Source organism: Shigella sonnei (assembly GCF_002950395.1).
Taxonomy (GTDB): Bacteria; Pseudomonadota; Gammaproteobacteria; order Enterobacterales; family Enterobacteriaceae; genus ECMA0423.
In genome coordinates this window covers 3,993,596-4,009,871 of record NZ_CP026802.1, presented here as the reverse complement: position 1 = coordinate 4,009,871, position 16,276 = coordinate 3,993,596, and the positions used below count along the sequence as shown (strand labels likewise).

15 protein-coding genes and 3 pseudogenes are annotated in these 16,276 nt (G+C 52.6%); 14 read left to right on the top strand and 4 right to left on the bottom strand.

What is annotated here, in order from left to right:
• Positions 1-3: 3 nt before the first annotated feature.
• Positions 4-1,188, bottom strand: coding sequence for a multidrug efflux MFS transporter EmrD (gene emrD / locus C1P89_RS20710; RefSeq protein ID WP_001306726.1), 1,185 nt, complete (start codon positions 1,186-1,188; stop codon positions 4-6).
• An 81-nt stretch (positions 1,189-1,269) separates the two neighbouring features.
• Here emrD and ysdE point away from each other — a divergent pair, with 81 nt between their 5' ends.
• On the top strand, positions 1,270-1,344 hold the full coding sequence (ysdE, locus tag C1P89_RS26130; RefSeq protein ID WP_211180519.1) for a protein YsdE: 75 nt from the start codon (positions 1,270-1,272) through the stop codon (positions 1,342-1,344).
• 123 nt (positions 1,345-1,467) lie between these two features.
• Here the strand turns inward: ysdE and tisB are convergent, their stop codons facing one another.
• Entirely contained in the window at positions 1,468-1,557 is a 90-nt protein-coding gene (gene tisB / locus C1P89_RS20705) for a type I toxin-antitoxin system toxin TisB (protein ID WP_000060506.1), read from the bottom strand.
• A gap of 564 nt (positions 1,558-2,121) precedes the next feature.
• Between tisB and ivbL the strand changes: the two genes are divergently transcribed.
• From ivbL to uhpT, 7 genes are all read left to right on the top strand, one after another.
• Positions 2,122-2,220, top strand: a complete 99-nt coding sequence (ivbL, locus tag C1P89_RS20700) for an ilvB operon leader peptide IvbL (protein WP_001312198.1) — start codon at positions 2,122-2,124, stop codon at positions 2,218-2,220.
• A gap of 105 nt (positions 2,221-2,325) precedes the next feature.
• Positions 2,326-4,014 (top strand): acetolactate synthase large subunit, encoded by a 1,689-nt coding sequence (gene ilvB, locus C1P89_RS20695; protein ID WP_000168430.1) that lies wholly within the window; start codon positions 2,326-2,328, stop codon positions 4,012-4,014.
• 3 nt (positions 4,015-4,017) lie between these two features.
• Positions 4,018-4,308, top strand: a complete 291-nt coding sequence (gene ilvN, locus C1P89_RS20690; RefSeq protein WP_001181706.1) for an acetolactate synthase small subunit — start codon at positions 4,018-4,020, stop codon at positions 4,306-4,308.
• A gap of 74 nt (positions 4,309-4,382) precedes the next feature.
• Complete coding sequence (uhpA, locus tag C1P89_RS20685; protein ID WP_000633668.1) at positions 4,383-4,973, top strand: response regulator transcription factor UhpA; 591 nt, start codon at positions 4,383-4,385, stop codon at positions 4,971-4,973.
• The gene (gene uhpB, locus C1P89_RS20680; RefSeq protein WP_005151348.1) at positions 4,973-6,475 is read left to right on the top strand and encodes a signal transduction histidine-protein kinase/phosphatase UhpB; all 1,503 of its coding nucleotides are present in this window, start codon (positions 4,973-4,975) and stop codon (positions 6,473-6,475) included. The genes uhpA and uhpB overlap by 1 nt, the downstream gene beginning before the upstream one ends.
• 9 nt (positions 6,476-6,484) lie before the next feature.
• Entirely contained in the window at positions 6,485-7,804 is a 1,320-nt protein-coding gene (gene uhpC, locus C1P89_RS20675) for an MFS transporter family glucose-6-phosphate receptor UhpC (RefSeq protein WP_000936559.1), read from the top strand.
• A gap of 137 nt (positions 7,805-7,941) precedes the next feature.
• Positions 7,942-9,333 carry a hexose-6-phosphate:phosphate antiporter UhpT gene (uhpT, locus tag C1P89_RS20670; protein WP_000879194.1) on the top strand — a complete coding sequence of 464 codons (1,392 nt, stop codon included), beginning with the start codon at positions 7,942-7,944 and terminating at the stop codon, positions 9,331-9,333.
• A gap of 44 nt (positions 9,334-9,377) precedes the next feature.
• Here uhpT and adeD read toward each other — a convergent pair whose 3' ends face one another.
• Positions 9,378-11,144 (bottom strand): adenine deaminase, encoded by a 1,767-nt coding sequence (adeD, locus tag C1P89_RS20665; protein ID WP_001065692.1) that lies wholly within the window; start codon positions 11,142-11,144, stop codon positions 9,378-9,380.
• A gap of 174 nt (positions 11,145-11,318) precedes the next feature.
• On the opposite strand from adeD, the pseudogene C1P89_RS26525 reads away from it, so the two are divergent.
• The 5 genes and pseudogenes from C1P89_RS26525 to nepI all read left to right on the top strand — a co-directional run.
• Positions 11,319-11,402: pseudogene (locus tag C1P89_RS26525) on the top strand (hypothetical protein); the annotation flags it as partial.
• A gap of 55 nt (positions 11,403-11,457) precedes the next feature.
• A protein-coding gene (locus tag C1P89_RS20655; protein WP_094096600.1) for an IS1-like element IS1A family transposase occupies positions 11,458-12,155 on the top strand; the annotation gives its coding sequence in 2 pieces (ribosomal slippage) (positions 11,458-11,707 and positions 11,707-12,155; 699 coding nt in all).
• 16 nt (positions 12,156-12,171) lie between these two features.
• Positions 12,172-13,053 (top strand): annotated as a pseudogene (adeQ, locus tag C1P89_RS20650) (adenine permease AdeQ); the annotation flags it as partial.
• Positions 13,054-13,105: 52 nt separating this feature from the next.
• Positions 13,106-13,558, top strand: a complete 453-nt coding sequence (locus tag C1P89_RS20645) for a DUF1198 domain-containing protein (protein ID WP_005140558.1) — start codon at positions 13,106-13,108, stop codon at positions 13,556-13,558.
• 210 nt (positions 13,559-13,768) lie between these two features.
• Positions 13,769-14,951, top strand: a pseudogene (gene nepI / locus C1P89_RS20640) (purine ribonucleoside efflux pump NepI).
• A gap of 40 nt (positions 14,952-14,991) precedes the next feature.
• Here nepI and yicS read toward each other — a convergent pair.
• On the bottom strand, positions 14,992-15,285 hold the full coding sequence (gene yicS, locus C1P89_RS20635) for a protein YicS (RefSeq protein ID WP_000805509.1): 294 nt from the start codon (positions 15,283-15,285) through the stop codon (positions 14,992-14,994).
• Positions 15,286-15,506: 221 nt separating this feature from the next.
• Between yicS and nlpA the strand changes: the two genes are divergently transcribed.
• Complete coding sequence (gene nlpA, locus C1P89_RS20630; protein WP_000779420.1) at positions 15,507-16,274, top strand: lipoprotein NlpA; 768 nt, start codon at positions 15,507-15,509, stop codon at positions 16,272-16,274.
• The last annotated feature ends 2 nt before the right edge of the window (positions 16,275-16,276 follow it).

Below are 16,276 nucleotides of genomic sequence, written 5' to 3'. Positions count from 1 at the left end.
CGCTTAAACGGGCTGCCCCTGATGCGACATCCGCGTCGCCAGCGGTAGCCAGCACAGCACGATCAACAATCCCATTAAGGTCATCAACAACCCCAGGCTGCCCTGACCGGTTTGCGGCAACATCGCAGAGAGCGACGCCAGCACGCCGGAACCAATGTTTTGCAGACCGCCGACCAGCGCGCCAGCCGTGCCCGCCAGGAAGGGGAACGGCTCCATCGCGCCGCTGGTCGCCAGAGGAAACAGCATCCCGGCACCGAAAAAGAACAGCGCGGCGGGAACGAGCAGCGTCCAGACATTCATCACGCCAAACCAGTCGGGGATCCACATCAGCAAGCCAGCCAGCAGGCAGCAGATAACCGACTGCCACATTAACGTGGAGAAGCGTTTATTGGGACGTCCGGCAAACCATGCGCCAAAAAACGCTGCCGGAATCGGCAGAATAAACAAAATACTGACCGTCATACTGCTCAGCCCTAACACCGCGCCCATCAGCACGCCGGAGCAGGCTTCAAAGGCGGCAATCCCGGCCAGACCGCCAATCAGCATCAGCAAATAACAGTTAAAACCGCTGTTACCGAAAAGCGTTTTATAACTGGTAAGCAGGCGCGTGCGCGGTGCATCGACCGGACGCGTTTCCGGCATCCAGCGGGCCATACTGAAGGTCACACCAGCACAAAGAACCAACAAAAAGAGATAACAGGCGCGCCAGTTCCACATCGTATCCAGCAGACCGCCGATTAGCGGTGCGAGCAACGGACTGACGAGAATCCCCATGTTTAACAGGCTGTTAGCATGGCGCAACTGTGTCCGTTCATATAAATCTCGCGGCAAAGTACGCGCCATTACGCCGCCAACGCCGGTGCCCATCCCCTGCATCGCGCTGGCGGCAATCAATACCGTCAAACTGGAGGTCGTGACCGCGACCAGCGTTGCCAGCATAAAAATGGACATTCCGACGAGGATCACCGGTCGGCGACCCACACGGTCGGAAATCGGGCCATAAAACAGCTGTGAGACACCGTAAGTCAGCAGATAAGCGCCCATTACGCTCTGCACCGCCCCTTCACGGACGTTGAGATCGCGCGCCATATCGGCAATAGCTGGAATATAAATGGTTTGCGCCATCTGACCGACGGCCACGAGTAATACCAACATCAATAACAAATTGACGTTTCTATGCCTTTTCATTATCACGGATGCTTTTATAAAAATAATTAGAGTAAGTCACTACGCATTCCCATAAATGCGGGAGAGGAATCTATCACATTGATGAATGTTAGCCAGATATACGCCAGGAATGGGGAGTTGTTTAGCGGCAGAATATGTAAACAAAAGCGGCAATAAATGTTGCCGGGAGAGATGGTAGGGCGGATAAGATACGTCAGCATCGCATCCGACACCAACCCGCACGCTAAATATAAAAGGGGAGCGGTTACCCGCTCCCCTTTGGTGCGACTTGAATCTGAATTACTTCAGGTATTTCAGAACAGCATCAAGCAGTTGCAGTGCTGCAACAATGAGTTTGAGGATAAGAATGGCGATATCCACCAGGCTCATACGCGTCTCCTGTGGTTCAGGAGCACTGCCAGCTGACGTACCTTTCCGCTGCCTGTTGCCAGCTGTTGTGCACGCGGTATCTCAAGGAGAAACTTTGTGCTTGTTGACATAACACAGTGTGCTCACGCGGGGTTAAGGCGCTGACGGCACCACCCGTTTCAGCCAGGACTTAGTGCGCCGGGTAACGATGCGGCCCCCGCATAACACATTGCGTACAGTGATATTATAGAAGTTTACTGTATAAATAAACAGTAATATTTGGACAAAACGCAAACTGTGATCGATACTCAACTATGCACTAAATACGTCAAAATTCGTGCCGAAATTGCGCGTTCTGCGCGGAACACGTATACTTTCTGTGTTGACATAATACAGTGTGCTTTGCGGTTACCAGCCGCGGGCGACTGACGAAACCTCGCTCCGGCGGGGTTTTTTGTTATCTGCAATTCAGTACAAAACGTGATCAACCCCTCAATTTTCCCTTGCTGAAAAATTTTCCATTGTCTCCCCTGTAAAGCTGTGCTTGTATAAATATTGTTAAACACAAAACCAACAAGGTCCCCAATGACTACTTCCATGTTCAACGCAAAACTACTACCAACTGCGCCATCCGCCGCAGTGGTCGTCGTGCGTGTGGTGGTGGTCGTCGGCAATGCGCCGTAGGGACTGGAACAACACACGATTCCAAAACCCCGTCGGCGCAAACCGGGCGGGGTTTTTCGTTTAAGCACCTCCCGGAAAGTCGGCCCAGAAGAAAAGGACTGGAGCATGGCAAGTTCGGGCACAACATTGACGCGTAAGCGCTTTACCGGCGCAGAATTTATCGTTCATTTCCTGGAACAGCAGGGCATTAAGATTGTGACAGGCATTCCGGGCGGTTCTATCCTGCCTGTTTACGATGCCTTAAGCCAAAGCACGCAAATCCGCCATATTCTGGCCCGTCATGAACAGGGCGCGGGCTTTATCGCTCAGGGAATGGCGCGCACCGACGGTAAACCGGCGGTCTGTATGGCCTGTAGCGGACCGGGTGCGACTAACCTGGTGACCGCCATTGCCGATGCGCGGCTGGACTCCATCCCGCTGATTTGCATCACTGGTCAGGTTCCCGCCTCGATGATCGGCACCGACGCCTTCCAGGAAGTCGACACCTACGGCATCTCTATCCCCATCACCAAACACAACTATCTGGTCAGACATATCGAAGAACTCCCGCAGGTCATGAGCGATGCCTTCCGCATTGCGCAATCAGGCCGCCCTGGCCCGGTGTGGATAGACATTCCTAAGGATGTACAAACGGCGGTTTTTGAGATTGAAGCTCAGCCCGCGGTGGCAGAAAAAGCCGCTGCACCCGCCTTTAGCGAAGAAAGCATTCGTGACGTAGCTACAATGATTAACGCTGCCAAACGCCCGGTGCTTTATCTGGGTGGTGGTGTGATCAATGCGCCTGCGCGGGTGCGTGAACTGGCGGAGAAAGCGCAACTGCCTACCACCATGACTTTAATGGCGCTGGGCATGCTGCCAAAAGCGCATCCGTTGTCGCTGGGTATGCTGGGGATGCACGGCGTGCGCAGTACCAACTATATTTTGCAGGAGGCGGATTTGTTGATTGTGCTCGGTGCGCGTTTTGATGACCGGGCGATTGGCAAAACCGAGCAGTTCTGTCCGAATGCCAAAATTATTCATGTCGATATCGATCGCGCAGAGCTGGGTAAAATCAAGCAGCCGCATGTGGCGATTCAGGCGGATGTTGATGACGTGCTGGCGCAATTGATCCCGCAGGTGGAAGCGCAACCGCGTGCAGAGTGGCACCAGTTGGTAGCGGATTTGCAGCGCGAATTCCCGTGTCCAATCCCGAAAGCGTGCGATCCATTAAGCCATTACGGCCTGATCAACGCCGTTGCCGCCTGTGTCGATGACAATGCGATTATCACCACCGATGTGGGTCAGCATCAGATGTGGACCGCGCAAGCTTATCCGCTCAATCGCCCACGCCAGTGGCTGACCTCCGGTGGGCTGGGCACGATGGGTTTTGGCCTGCCTGCGGCGATTGGCGCGGCGCTGGCGAACCCGGATCGCAAAGTGTTGTGTTTCTCCGGCGACGGCAGCCTGATGATGAATATTCAGGAGATGGCGACCGCCAGTGAAAATCAGCTGGATGTCAAAATCATTCTGATGAACAACGAAGCGCTGGGGCTGGTGCATCAGCAACAGAGTCTGTTCTACGAGCAAGGCGTTTTTGCCGCCACCTATCCGGGCAAAATCAACTTTATGCAGATTGCCGCCGGATTCGGCCTCGAAACCTGTGATTTGAATAACGAAGCCGATCCGCAGGCTGCATTGCAGGAAATCATCAATCGCCCTAGCCCGGCGCTGATCCATGTGCGCATTGATGCCGAAGAAAAAGTTTACCCGATGGTGCCGCCAGGTGCGGCGAATACTGAAATGGTGGAGGAATAAGCCATGCAAAACACAACTCATGACAACGTAATTCTGGAGCTCACCGTTCGCAACCATCCGGGCGTAATGACCCACGTTTGTGGCCTTTTTGCCCGCCGCGCTTTTAACGTTGAAGGCATTCTTTGTCTGCCGATTCAGGACAGCGACAAAAGCCATATCTGGCTACTGGTCAATGACGACCAGCGTCTGGAGCAGATGATAAGCCAAATCGATAAGCTGGAAGATGTCGTGAAAGTGCAGCGTAATCAGTCCGATCCGACGATGTTTAACAAGATCGCGGTGTTTTTTCAGTAACCGCTCAAGGCTTGAACAACATCGCGCTTATCGTTAAGGTAAGCGCGTTTTTTTTTACCCGCCAGGACAAGACCATGATCACCGTTGCCCTTATAGACGATCACCTCATCGTCCGCTCCGGCTTTGCGCAGCTGCTGGGGCTGGAACCTGATTTGCAGGTAGTTGCCGAGTTTGGTTCGGGGCGCGAGGCGCTGGCGGGGCTGCCGGGGCGCGGTGTGCAGGTGTGTATTTGCGATATCTCCATGCCCGATATCTCCGGTCTGGAGCTGCTAAGCCAGCTGCCGAAAGGTATGGCGACGATTATGCTCTCCGTTCACGACAGTCCTGCGCTGGTTGAGCAGGCGCTTAACGCGGGGGCACGCGGCTTTCTTTCCAAACGCTGTAGCCCGGATGAACTCATTGCTGCGGTGCATACGGTTGCCACGGGTGGCTGTTATCTGACGCCGGATATTGCCATTAAACTGGCATCCGGTCGTCAGGACCCGCTAACCAAACGTGAACGCCAGGTGGCGGAAAAACTGGCGCAAGGAATGGCGGTGAAAGAGATTGCCGCCGAACTGGGCTTGTCACCGAAAACGGTACACGTCCATCGCGCCAATCTGATGGAAAAACTGGGCGTCAGTAACGACGTAGAGCTGGCGCGCCGCATGTTTGATGGCTGGTGATGAAGACGTTGTTCTCCCGCTTAATTACCGTTATTGCCTGCTTTTTTATCTTCTCTGCCGCATGGTTTTGCCTGTGGAGTATCAGCCTGCATCTGGTTGAGCGCCCTGATATGGCGGTGCTGTTATTTCCGTTTGGTCTGCGTCTGGGGCTAATGCTGCAATGCCCGCGCGGATACTGGCCCGTATTGCTGGGTGCGGAGTGGCTGCTGATTTACTGGCTAACGCAGGCGGTCGGTTTAACCCATTTTCCGTTATTGATGATCGGTAGTTTACTGACGTTACTGCCCGTAGCGCTGATCTCGCGCTATCGCCATCAGCGTGACTGGCGCACCTTGCTGTTACAGGGGGCGGCGTTAACGGCGGCGGCGTTGTTGCAGTCGCTGCCCTGGCTTTGGCACGGCAAAGAGTCGTGGAATGCGCTGTTGCTGACTTTAACTGGCGGCCTGACGCTGGCCCCGATATGTCTGGTGTTCTGGCACTATCTCGCCAATAACACCTGGCTGCCGCTCGGCCCGTCACTGGTTTCTCAGCCAATCAACTGGCGCGGGCGACATCTGGTCTGGTACTTGCTGCTGTTTGTTATCAGTCTCTGGCTCCAGTTGGGATTGCCGGACGAACTGTCGCGCTTTACGCCATTCTGTCTGGTGCTGCCGATTATCGCGCTGGCCTGGCACTATGGTTGGCAAGGGGCGCTGATTGCGACGTTGATGAACGCCATCGCGCTGATCGCCAGTCAAACCTGGCGCGATCATCCGGTGGATTTATTGCTCTCGCTGCTGGTGCAAAGTCTGACAGGGTTGTTGCTTGGCGCTGGCATCCAGCGGTTGCGTGAACTTAACCAGTCGCTGCAAAAGGAACTGGCGCGCAATCAGCATCTGGCTGAACGGTTGCTGGAAACCGAAGAGAGCGTGCGCCGTGATGTGGCGCGTGAGCTGCATGATGATATCGGCCAGACCATCACTGCTATTCGTACTCAGGCGGGCATTGTTCAGCGGCTGGCGGCAGATAACGCCAGCGTGAAGCAGAGCGGGCAACTCATCGAACAACTATCGCTGGGCGTTTACGACGCGGTGCGCCGTTTGTTGGGTCGGTTACGTCCGCGCCAGTTGGATGATCTCACCCTGGAGCAGGCCATCCGCTCACTGATGCGGGAAATGGAGCTGGAAGGGCGCGGTATTGTCAGCCATCTCGAATGGCGAATCGATGAATCAGCGTTAAGCGAAAACCAGCGCGTGACGCTGTTTCGTGTCTGCCAGGAAGGGCTGAACAACATTGTGAAACATGCTGATGCCAGCGCGGTCACCCTGCAAGGCTGGCAGCAGGATGAACGGTTGATGCTGGTTATTGAAGACGATGGCAGCGGTTTGCCGCCGGGTTCCGGGCAACAAGGTTTTGGCCTCACCGGAATGCGCGAGCGCGTAACGGCGCTGGGTGGCACATTACACATTTCCTGTCTGCACGGCACGCGTGTCAGCGTTTCTCTACCTCAACGCTATGTCTAAGGTTTGATGATGTTGCCGTTTCTGAAAGCGCCTGCCGATGCGCCATTAATGGCTGATAAATATGAAATTGATGCCCGCTATCGCTACTGGCGTCGGCATATTCTGCTGACCATCTGGCTGGGTTACGCGCTGTTTTACTTCACGCGGAAAAGTTTTAACGCCGCCGTACCAGAAATCCTTGCTAACGGCGTGCTCAGCCGTAGCGATATCGGCCTGTTAGCGACCCTGTTTTACATTACCTATGGCGTGTCGAAGTTTGTCTCCGGCATTGTCAGCGATCGCTCAAATGCCCGTTATTTTATGGGGATAGGGCTTATCGCCACGGGCATTATCAACATTCTGTTTGGCTTCTCGACGTCGCTATGGGCGTTTGCCGTACTCTGGGTGCTGAACGCCTTTTTCCAGGGCTGGGGTTCACCGGTGTGTGCGCGTCTGTTAACGGCCTGGTATTCACGTACCGAGCGCGGTGGTTGGTGGGCATTATGGAACACGGCGCATAACGTCGGCGGCGCACTCATTCCCATTGTGATGGCAGCGGCTGCACTACATTACGGCTGGCGTGCCGGGATGATGATTGCTGGTTGTATGGCGATCGTCGTGGGAATTTTTCTCTGCTGGCGGCTGCGCGATCGCCCGCAGGCGTTAGGTTTACCGGCGGTCGGTGAATGGCGACACGACGCGCTGGAGATAGCTCAACAACAAGAAGGGGCAGGGCTGACGCGTAAAGAGATCCTCACCAAATATGTGTTGCTGAATCCGTATATCTGGCTGCTTTCGTTTTGCTATGTGCTGGTCTATGTGGTCCGGGCGGCGATCAACGACTGGGGCAATTTGTATATGTCCGAGACGCTGGGCGTCGATCTGGTCACGGCGAATACGGCAGTGACGATGTTTGAACTGGGTGGATTTATCGGTGCGCTGGTAGCGGGTTGGGGCTCGGACAAATTGTTTAACGGCAACCGAGGGCCGATGAATTTGATTTTCGCCGCCGGAATTTTGCTTTCAGTCGGCTCCCTGTGGCTGATGCCATTTGCCAGCTACGTGATGCAGGCAACCTGCTTCTTCACCATTGGTTTTTTTGTCTTTGGCCCACAGATGTTAATCGGTATGGCGGCGGCAGAGTGTTCCCACAAAGAGGCGGCAGGGGCGGCGACGGGGTTTGTCGGCTTGTTTGCTTATCTGGGGGCGTCGCTTGCTGGTTGGCCGCTGGCGAAAGTACTCGATACCTGGCACTGGAGCGGATTTTTTGTGGTTATCTCTATCGCCGCCGGGATTTCCGCACTGCTGTTACTGCCCTTTTTGAACGCCCAGACACCGCGCGAAGCGTGATGCATCTCACCTTTTCACTTCATATCCGGCAAAACTAAGAAATTTTCCAGGTTTTGCCTGGACGCTATCTCAGGCCTGATTTGCTGCTGATTTTTACAATGCATGCCTCACGCAGGTATTCATTTCAGGAGTAACCCATGCTGGCTTTCTTAAACCAGGTTCGCAAGCCGACCCTGGACCTTCCGCTCGAAGTGCGGCGCAAAATGTGGTTCAAACCGTTCATGCAATCCTACCTGGTGGTCTTTATCGGCTACCTGACGATGTACCTGATTCGCAAGAACTTTAACATCGCGCAGAACGACATGATCTCGACCTACGGGTTGAGCATGACGCAGCTGGGGATGATCGGCCTGGGTTTCTCCATCACTTATGGCGTGGGTAAAACGCTGGTTTCCTACTACGCCGACGGCAAAAACACCAAACAATTCCTGCCGTTCATGCTGATCCTGTCTGCCATTTGTATGCTGGGCTTCAGTGCCAGTATGGGCAGCGGCTCGGTTAGCCTGTTCCTGATGATTGCCTTCTACGCCTTAAGCGGCTTTTTCCAGAGTACCGGCGGTTCGTGCAGTTACTCCACCATCACCAAATGGACGCCGCGTCGTAAACGCGGGACATTCCTCGGTTTCTGGAATATTTCTCACAACCTTGGCGGTGCAGGCGCAGCAGGCGTGGCGCTGTTCGGGGCAAATTACCTGTTCGATGGCCATGTCATCGGCATGTTTATCTTCCCGTCGATTATCGCGCTGATTGTCGGTTTTATCGGCCTGCGTTACGGCAGCGACTCCCCGGAATCTTATGGCCTCGGCAAAGCTGAAGAACTGTTCGGCGAGGAGATCAGCGAAGAGGACAAAGAGACAGAATCTACCGATATGACCAAGTGGCAGATCTTTGTTGAGTATGTGCTGAAAAACAAAGTGATCTGGCTGCTGTGCTTCGCCAACATTTTCCTCTATGTGGTACGTATTGGTATCGACCAGTGGTCAACCGTATACGCGTTCCAGGAACTGAAACTCTCTAAAGCGGTGGCGATTCAGGGCTTTACGCTGTTTGAAGCTGGTGCGCTGGTCGGTACGCTGCTGTGGGGCTGGCTCTCTGACCTAGCGAACGGTCGCCGTGGCCTGGTGGCCTGCATCGCGCTGGCGCTGATTATCGCCACGCTCGGTGTGTATCAACATGCCAGTAACGAATATATCTATCTGGCTTCTCTCTTTGCGTTGGGTTTCCTGGTCTTTGGCCCGCAATTGTTGATTGGTGTGGCTGCTGTTGGCTTTGTACCTAAAAAAGCGATTGGCGCTGCCGATGGTATTAAAGGCACCTTTGCTTACCTGATTGGTGACAGCTTTGCCAAGTTAGGTCTGGGAATGATTGCCGATGGGACGCCGGTATTCGGCCTTACCGGCTGGGCAGGCACCTTCGCCGCACTTGATATCGCCGCGATTGGTTGTATCTGCCTGATGGCGATAGTGGCGGTGATGGAAGAACGCAAAATCCGCCGCGAGAAAAAAATTCAGCAGTTGACAGTGGCATAAACGTAACTGGTGACTTTTGCCCGGCATGACGCCGGGCTTTTTTATTATTCCGTGACTTCCAGCGTAGTGAAGGCAAACTTCTCGACATCAAATAGCCCCTGACTGGTTAGTTTTAGCGCGGGGATCACTGGCAGAGAAAGAAACGCCATCTGAATAAACGGCTCATCGGGTAACGGACCGCATTCACGGGCGGCGGCTTTCAAGGCGTCAATTTGTTCCGCCAGCGACTGCGCCGTGTCGGTGCTCATCAGGCCGGCAATGGGCAACGGCAGATGACTTTGGACCTGGCCGTTACGTACCACGCACAGCCCGCCGCCATCCTGAATCACCTGATTGACCGCCAGCGCCATCTCTTCGGCACTGCGACCGATCACCACAATATTATGGCTGTCATGGCTGACCGTCGCAGCCAGCGCACCTTCATTCAGTCCAAAGCCGCCAAGCAAACCACAAGCCGGAGCCAGCCGTTGCCCGTAACGCTCAAGTACGGCAATAAAGCACACATCATCGCGATCAAAACCATTTTCGCTGTAGACGCTGGAGTGGGAGTGCGTAATCAATTCGTTATGGATGACGTCAATGACCCGATAGCGTTTTCCGGGCGTAAATTGCAGGGCAAAGTCGCTGGCGGAAACTGGCTGGCGGGCAATGGTGTTGCCATATGGCGGAGCGGATTGTGCCAGTCTCGCCGACTCTTCCGCCTGTAAGGTTTGCGCATCAATCGGCTCGCCTTTCACCAGTACCTGCTGCACCGTGACCTTACGCGCATCGCTCAACAGGACGATATCGGCCTGCTTGCCGGGTGCCAGTAAGCCGAGGTGATTCAGACCAAAGTGGCGCGCCGTCGACCAGCTGGCGACGCGATATGCCACATGCAGCGGCACATTGTGTTGTTCGATCAGGCGGCGAATTAAGGCATCGATGTGTCCTTCATGGGCGATCTCCCACGGGTTACGGTCATCGGTACAGAGCATGCATTGCGGGCTGTTAAATTCGTTGATCAACGGTGCCAGCGCGTTGAGATTGCGGGCAGCGGACCCTTCGCGGATCATCAACGACATGCCGAGTTGTAATTTCCGGCGTCCTTCTTCCAGCTGATAACTTTCGTGGCAGTTTTCAATACCCGCAGTAATATAGGCGTTAAGTTCTTTACCACCCAAACCCGGGCAGTGACCGTCCAGCGTCAGGTGGCGAAATGCATCCAGTTTATCGAGCAGCGCATTCTGCCCGCTAATTACGCCAGGGTAGTCCATCATTTCTGCAAGGCCGGTAACCTGCGGATGGTCCCGCCAGGCGAGCATCTGTTCAAGGGTAAAACTGGCACCGTTAACATCGCAGCCTTCCAGGGCGGGTACGCAAGAGCTGACCTGTAAGTACTGGTTTTGCCTTGCCTGTTCGGCACAGCGGGCAAACCAGGCGAATCCGGCTTCTCCCATCACGTTGACGATTTCATGAGGGTCGCAAATAACGGTCGTCAGGCCGCGCGGCAGGGTAGCGGTTTCAAAAGTGACCGGCGTCATCATGCTGGATTCAATATGCAGGTGAGCATCAATAAACCCTGGCACCGCCGTTGCGCCGCGAGCATCAATCCGCTGCAAAGCCGGAGCATCAGCGTATTCTGCGCCAACACCGGCAATGTAACGTCCTTTAATCACAATTGGGCCGGAAATTTCTCCGCCATTGATCAGGTCGAGAATAGAGACATTATCAATAATATAATCGGCAACAGCGTCGCCACGGGAAACGGCTAACAATTCCTGGTATTCAGCCCGGCTAATGTGATGAAATTTATGGTTAATAGAATTATTCATATTTTTCTCATTTTGATTTTATCAATTTGATTATTATTTATCATAAAGAAACGTCGCGAGATTATTAAAGAATATCCATTAATGTGCAATTGAAATGTGATAATTATCACTGAACCGTTGTTGTCATTTGTTTTACAAAAGCAAGGGATTAAATCTCCTCCAATGGACAAAAAAATGAATAATGACAATACCGATTACGTGAGTAATGAATCAGGGACGCTTTCGCGATTATTTAAACTACCTCAGCATGGGACCACCGGTGATGCTGCCAACTTACTGATTTAGTGTATGATGGTGTTTTTGAGGTGCTCCAGTGGCTTCTGTTTCTATCAGCTGTCCCTCCTGTTCAGCTACTGACGGGGTGGTGCGTAACGGCAAAAGCACTGCCGGACATCAGCGCTATCTCTGCTCTCACTGCCGTAAAACATGGCAACTGCAGTTCACTTACACCGCTTCTCAACCCGGTACGCACCAGAAAATCATTGATATGGCCATGAATGGCGTTGGATGCCGGGCAACTGCACGCATTATGGGCGTTGGCCTCAACACGATTTTACGTCACTTAAAAAACTCAGGCCGCAGTCGGTAACCTCGCGCATACAGCCGGGCAGTGACGTCATCGTCTGCGCGGAAATGGACGAACAGTGGGGCTATGTCGGGGCTAAATCGCGCCAGCGCTGGCTGTTTTACGCGTATGACAGTCTCCGGAAGACGGTTGTTGCGCACGTATTCGGTGAACGCACTATGGCGACGCTGGGGCGTCTTATGAGCCTGCTGTCACCCTTTGACGTGGTGATATGGATGACGGATGGCTGGCCGCTGTATGAATCCCGCCTGAAGGGAAAGCTGCACGTAATCAGCAAGCGATATACGCAGCGAATTGAGCGGCATAACCTGAATCTGAGGCAGCACCTGGCACGGCTGGGACGGAAGTCGCTGTCGTTCTCAAAATCGGTGGAGCTGCATGACAAAGTCATCGGGCATTATCTGAACATAAAACACTATCAATAAGTTGGAGTCATTACCCGGAATTGGATTATTTATCGCCTTAATGGGATTAAAAAATACTGGCGTTATTGTCGCCAATAAAGACACGCTGGTGATGATTGGCGATTTAAGTTCTCACGGCGTGTTGTTAGGTATTTTAGGGTTTTTTATTATAACCGTGTTGTCATCACGTCATTTTCATGCCGCGGTGCTGGTTTCTATTGTGGTGACGTCTTGCTGTGGATTATTTTTCGGTGATGTTCATTTTAGCGGCGTCTATTCCATTCCGCCTGATATTAGCGGCGTCATTGGTGAAGTAGATTTGAGCGGCGCGTTAACACTTGAACTCGCCGGTATCATTTTCTCCTTTATGCTGATCAACCTATTTGATTCATCAGGAACATTAATTGGTGTAACTGATAAAGCGGGCTTAATAGATGGTAACGGTAAATTCCCCAATATGAATAAGGCGCTGTATGTTGATAGCGTCAGTTCGGTGGCGGGTGCGTTTATCGGCACCTCGTCTGTTACTGCCTATATTGAAAGTACTTCTGGTGTGGCAGTCGGTGGCCGCACGGGGCTGACTGCGGTTGTGGTTGGCGTTATGTTCCTGTTGGTTATGTTCTTCTCCCCGCTGGTGGCGATGGTTCCTCCTTACGCAACCGCCGGAGCGTTAATCTTTGTTGGCGTGCTGATGACTTCGAGCCTGGCGCGCGTTAACTGGGATGATTTTACCGAATCGGTGCCTGCGTTTATTACCACGGTGATGATGCCCTTTACTTTCTCGATCACCGAAGGGATTGCACTCGGCTTTATGTCGTACTGCATCATGAAAGTGTGCACCGGGCGCTGGCGCGATCTGAACCTGTGTGTGGTGGTGGTCGCATCTCTGTTTGCACTGAAGATTATTCTGGTGGATTAGTAACTGGCGAGGGTTTCCAGATATCATGAGTTCTGATAACGCAGGAGAACTCATGATCTGGATAATGCTCGCCACGCTGGCGGTAGTGTTTGTGGTTGGTTTTCGGGTGCTGACATCCGGGGCCAGAAAAGCGATTCGCCGTCTCAGTGATCGGCTGAATATCGATGTCGTACCCGTGGAGTCGATGGTCGATCAAATGGGAAAGTCAGCCGGTGACGAATTTTTACGTTATTTGCATCGCCCGGATGAGTCGCACCTGCAAAACGCCGCGCAGGTGTTGCTCATCTGGCAAATTGTCATTGTCGATGGTAGCGAACAGAACCTGCTGCAATGGCATCGGATTTTACAAAAAGCCCGCCTTTCCGCGCCGATTACCGATGCTCAGGTCAGGCTGGCGCTGGGTTTTCTGCGCGAAACCGAACCTGAAATGCAGGATATTAATGCTTTTCAGATGCGCTATAACGCGTTCTTTCAGCCTGCCGAGGGCGTTCACTGGCTGCATTAAAACCGCTTCGTCTTATCAGCCTACAGACCGCGCCTGACCTGTCGGGTGGATAAGACGTTCACGCCGCATCCGGTAATCTTTGCCCTGTTCCGTTTCGATCTTAACTCCAGCTCAAGCAACACCGTAAAAGTTGCAAAAACGTTAAATGCGTCACACATTTCAATGTTAAAGTGGTCGGCTTTTCCCCTGAAACATGCCACGGGTAACACCATGAGTGAATTTATTGCCGAAAACCGCGGCGCGGATGCCATCACCCGACCGAACTGGTCAGCCGTTTTCTCGGTGGCGTTTTGTGTCGCCTGTCTGATTATCGTTGAGTTTTTGCCCGTCAGTTTGTTGACGCCAATGGCCCAGGATTTAGGCATTTCGGAAGGGGTTGCCGGGCAATCGGTGACCGTGACCGCCTTTGTGGCAATGTTTGCCAGTTTGTTTATTACCCAGACAATTCAGGCTACTGACCGCCGCAACGTTGTTATTTTGTTTGCCGTTTTGCTGACGCTCTCCTGCTTGCTGGTTTCCTTTGCTAACTCATTCAGTTTGCTTTTAATCGGTCGTGCCTGTCTGGGGCTGGCGCTGGGCGGGTTCTGGGCGATGTCGGCGTCGCTGACCATGCGTCTGGTGCCGCCGCGTACGGTGCCGAAGGCGCTGTCGGTGATCTTCGGCGCGGTTTCTATTGCGCTGGTGATTGCCGCGCCGTTGGGCAGTTTTTTTAGGCGAGCTTATCGGTTGGCGCAATGTCTTTAATGCGGCGGCGGTGATGGGCGTGCTGTGTATTTTCTGGATTATCAAATCATTGCCTTCACTGCCAGGCGAACCCTCGCATCAGAAACAAAATACTTTCCGCTTATTACAACGTCCGGGTGTGATGGCAGGGATGATCGCCATCTTCATGTCTTTCGCCGGGCAGTTTGCTTTCTTCACATATATTCGCCCGGTGTATATGAACCTGGCGGGATTCAGCGTGGATGGCTTAACGCTGGTGCTGTTGAGTTTTGGCATTGCCAGCTTTATCGGTACGTCGCTTTCGTCATTCATTCTTAAACGTTCGGTAAAAACTGGCCTTAGCAGGCGCGCCGTTAATACTGGCTGTGAGTGCGTTGGTGCTGACGTTGTGGGGAAGCGATAAAATCGTTGCTACCGGCGTGGCGATTATCTGGGGGCTAACTTTTGCATTGGTTCCCGTCGGCTGGTCAACGTGGATCACCCGCTCACTGGCCGATCAGGCAGAAAAAGCCGGGTCTATTCAGGTGGCGGTTATTCAGCTTGTGGCGCGGCAATCGGCGGTTATGCGCTGGATAATATTGGTCTGACTTCGCCGTTGATGTTTTCTGGCACATTGATGTTGCTGACTGCATTGTTGGTTACTGCAAAGGTGAAAATGAAGAAATCCTGATATCAGGTAAAGAAGCGTTGGTCAGTAGTTGTTGCTGTTCTTACATATCCGGGCATTCTACCTTACCCAACGCTTCCCAATAATTGCTCTGATTATTACGTTCCATCGCCACGATGGCCTCGCGTATATGTTGTTTATTGTTTTCATCTGACAACATTAACTTTTCCCACGCTTCATCTGATAATGACGCCTGTGGCGTGCAAATTTTACGTAAATCTTGTAATACCGTGGTTTTCTCTTTTGCGGACTGCAGTGAGCTAAAAGGCGACTCGGCGTATACGATGCCTGGCATAGCGAAAAAAGTGAAAATAAGCAGTAGTGTCGTTGGTTTCATGGATTCAACCTTTTACAAATGTGTATCGAATGAAGCATAAGTGTAGTTTGCTTTCATCGCTCTCATCATGCTGTACGAAACGCGCTTGCGTGGTCAGTAAGAAGTGCCAGACTTTATATTCCACTTTTATTCCTTTTTATTCTTATCGATAGCGTTTCGTTTTTTAAACCGCAGCGACCTTACCGCTATAGTCAGGTAATCATTAATAAAAGGATAAAAAAATGAAACTGACAACACATCATCTACGGACAGGGGCCGCATTATTGCTGGCCGGAATTCTGCTGGCAGGTTGCGACCAGAGTAGCAGCGATGCAAAACACATTAAAGTTGGCGTTATAAATGGCGCAGAACAAGATGTCGCGGAAGTCGCTAAAAAGGTGGCAAAAGAGAAATATGGCCTCGATGTTGAACTGGTAGGATTTAGCGGTTCGTTGCTACCGAACGATGCGACAAATCATGGCGAACTTGATGCGAATGTCTTCCTGCATCGACCCTTTCTTGAACAAGATAATCAGGCGCATGGTTATAAACTGGTAGCGGTGGGAAATACGTTTGTCTTCCCTATGGCGGGTTATTCCAAAAAAATCAAAACCGTGGCGCAAATAAAAGAAGGCGCGACAGTGGCGATCCCCAACGACCCGACCAACCTTGGTCGCGCACTTTTACTGTTGCAAAAAGAGAAGCTAATTACTCTGAAAGAGGGAAAAGGGTTATTACCTACCGCGCTGGATATAACCGATAATCCTCGTCATTTGCAGATTATGGAACTCGAGGGGGCGCAGCTCCCGCGCGTACTGGATGATCCCAAAGTTGATGTAGCGATTATCAGCACCACTTACATTCAGCAGACAGGGCTTTCTCCGGTGCACGACAGCGTATTTATTGAAGATAAGAATTCGCCGTATGTGAATATTTTGGTGGCACGGGAAGATAATAAGAATGCAGAAAACGTGAAGGAATTTCTGCAATCTTATCAATCACCCGGGTGATG

Bases quoted from the DNA above. Each gene is read 5' to 3' on its own strand.
- uhpT (WP_000879194.1), top strand. From the start codon at position 7,942: ATGCTGGCTTTCTTAAACCAGGTTCGCAAGCCGACCCTGGACCTTCCG.
- uhpA (WP_000633668.1), top strand. From the start codon at position 4,383: ATGATCACCGTTGCCCTTATAGACGATCACCTCATCGTCCGCTCCGGC.
- C1P89_RS20645 (WP_005140558.1), top strand. From the start codon at position 13,106: ATGATCTGGATAATGCTCGCCACGCTGGCGGTAGTGTTTGTGGTTGGT.
- ilvB (WP_000168430.1), top strand. From the start codon at position 2,326: ATGGCAAGTTCGGGCACAACATTGACGCGTAAGCGCTTTACCGGCGCA.
- adeD (WP_001065692.1), bottom strand. From the start codon at position 11,144: ATGAATAATTCTATTAACCATAAATTTCATCACATTAGCCGGGCTGAA.
- emrD (WP_001306726.1), bottom strand. From the start codon at position 1,188: ATGAAAAGGCATAGAAACGTCAATTTGTTATTGATGTTGGTATTACTC.
- nlpA (WP_000779420.1), top strand. From the start codon at position 15,507: ATGAAACTGACAACACATCATCTACGGACAGGGGCCGCATTATTGCTG.
- ivbL (WP_001312198.1), top strand. From the start codon at position 2,122: ATGACTACTTCCATGTTCAACGCAAAACTACTACCAACTGCGCCATCC.
- uhpB (WP_005151348.1), top strand. From the start codon at position 4,973: ATGAAGACGTTGTTCTCCCGCTTAATTACCGTTATTGCCTGCTTTTTT.
- ilvN (WP_001181706.1), top strand. From the start codon at position 4,018: ATGCAAAACACAACTCATGACAACGTAATTCTGGAGCTCACCGTTCGC.
- yicS (WP_000805509.1), bottom strand. From the start codon at position 15,285: ATGAAACCAACGACACTACTGCTTATTTTCACTTTTTTCGCTATGCCA.
- tisB (WP_000060506.1), bottom strand. From the start codon at position 1,557: ATGAGCCTGGTGGATATCGCCATTCTTATCCTCAAACTCATTGTTGCA.
- uhpC (WP_000936559.1), top strand. From the start codon at position 6,485: ATGTTGCCGTTTCTGAAAGCGCCTGCCGATGCGCCATTAATGGCTGAT.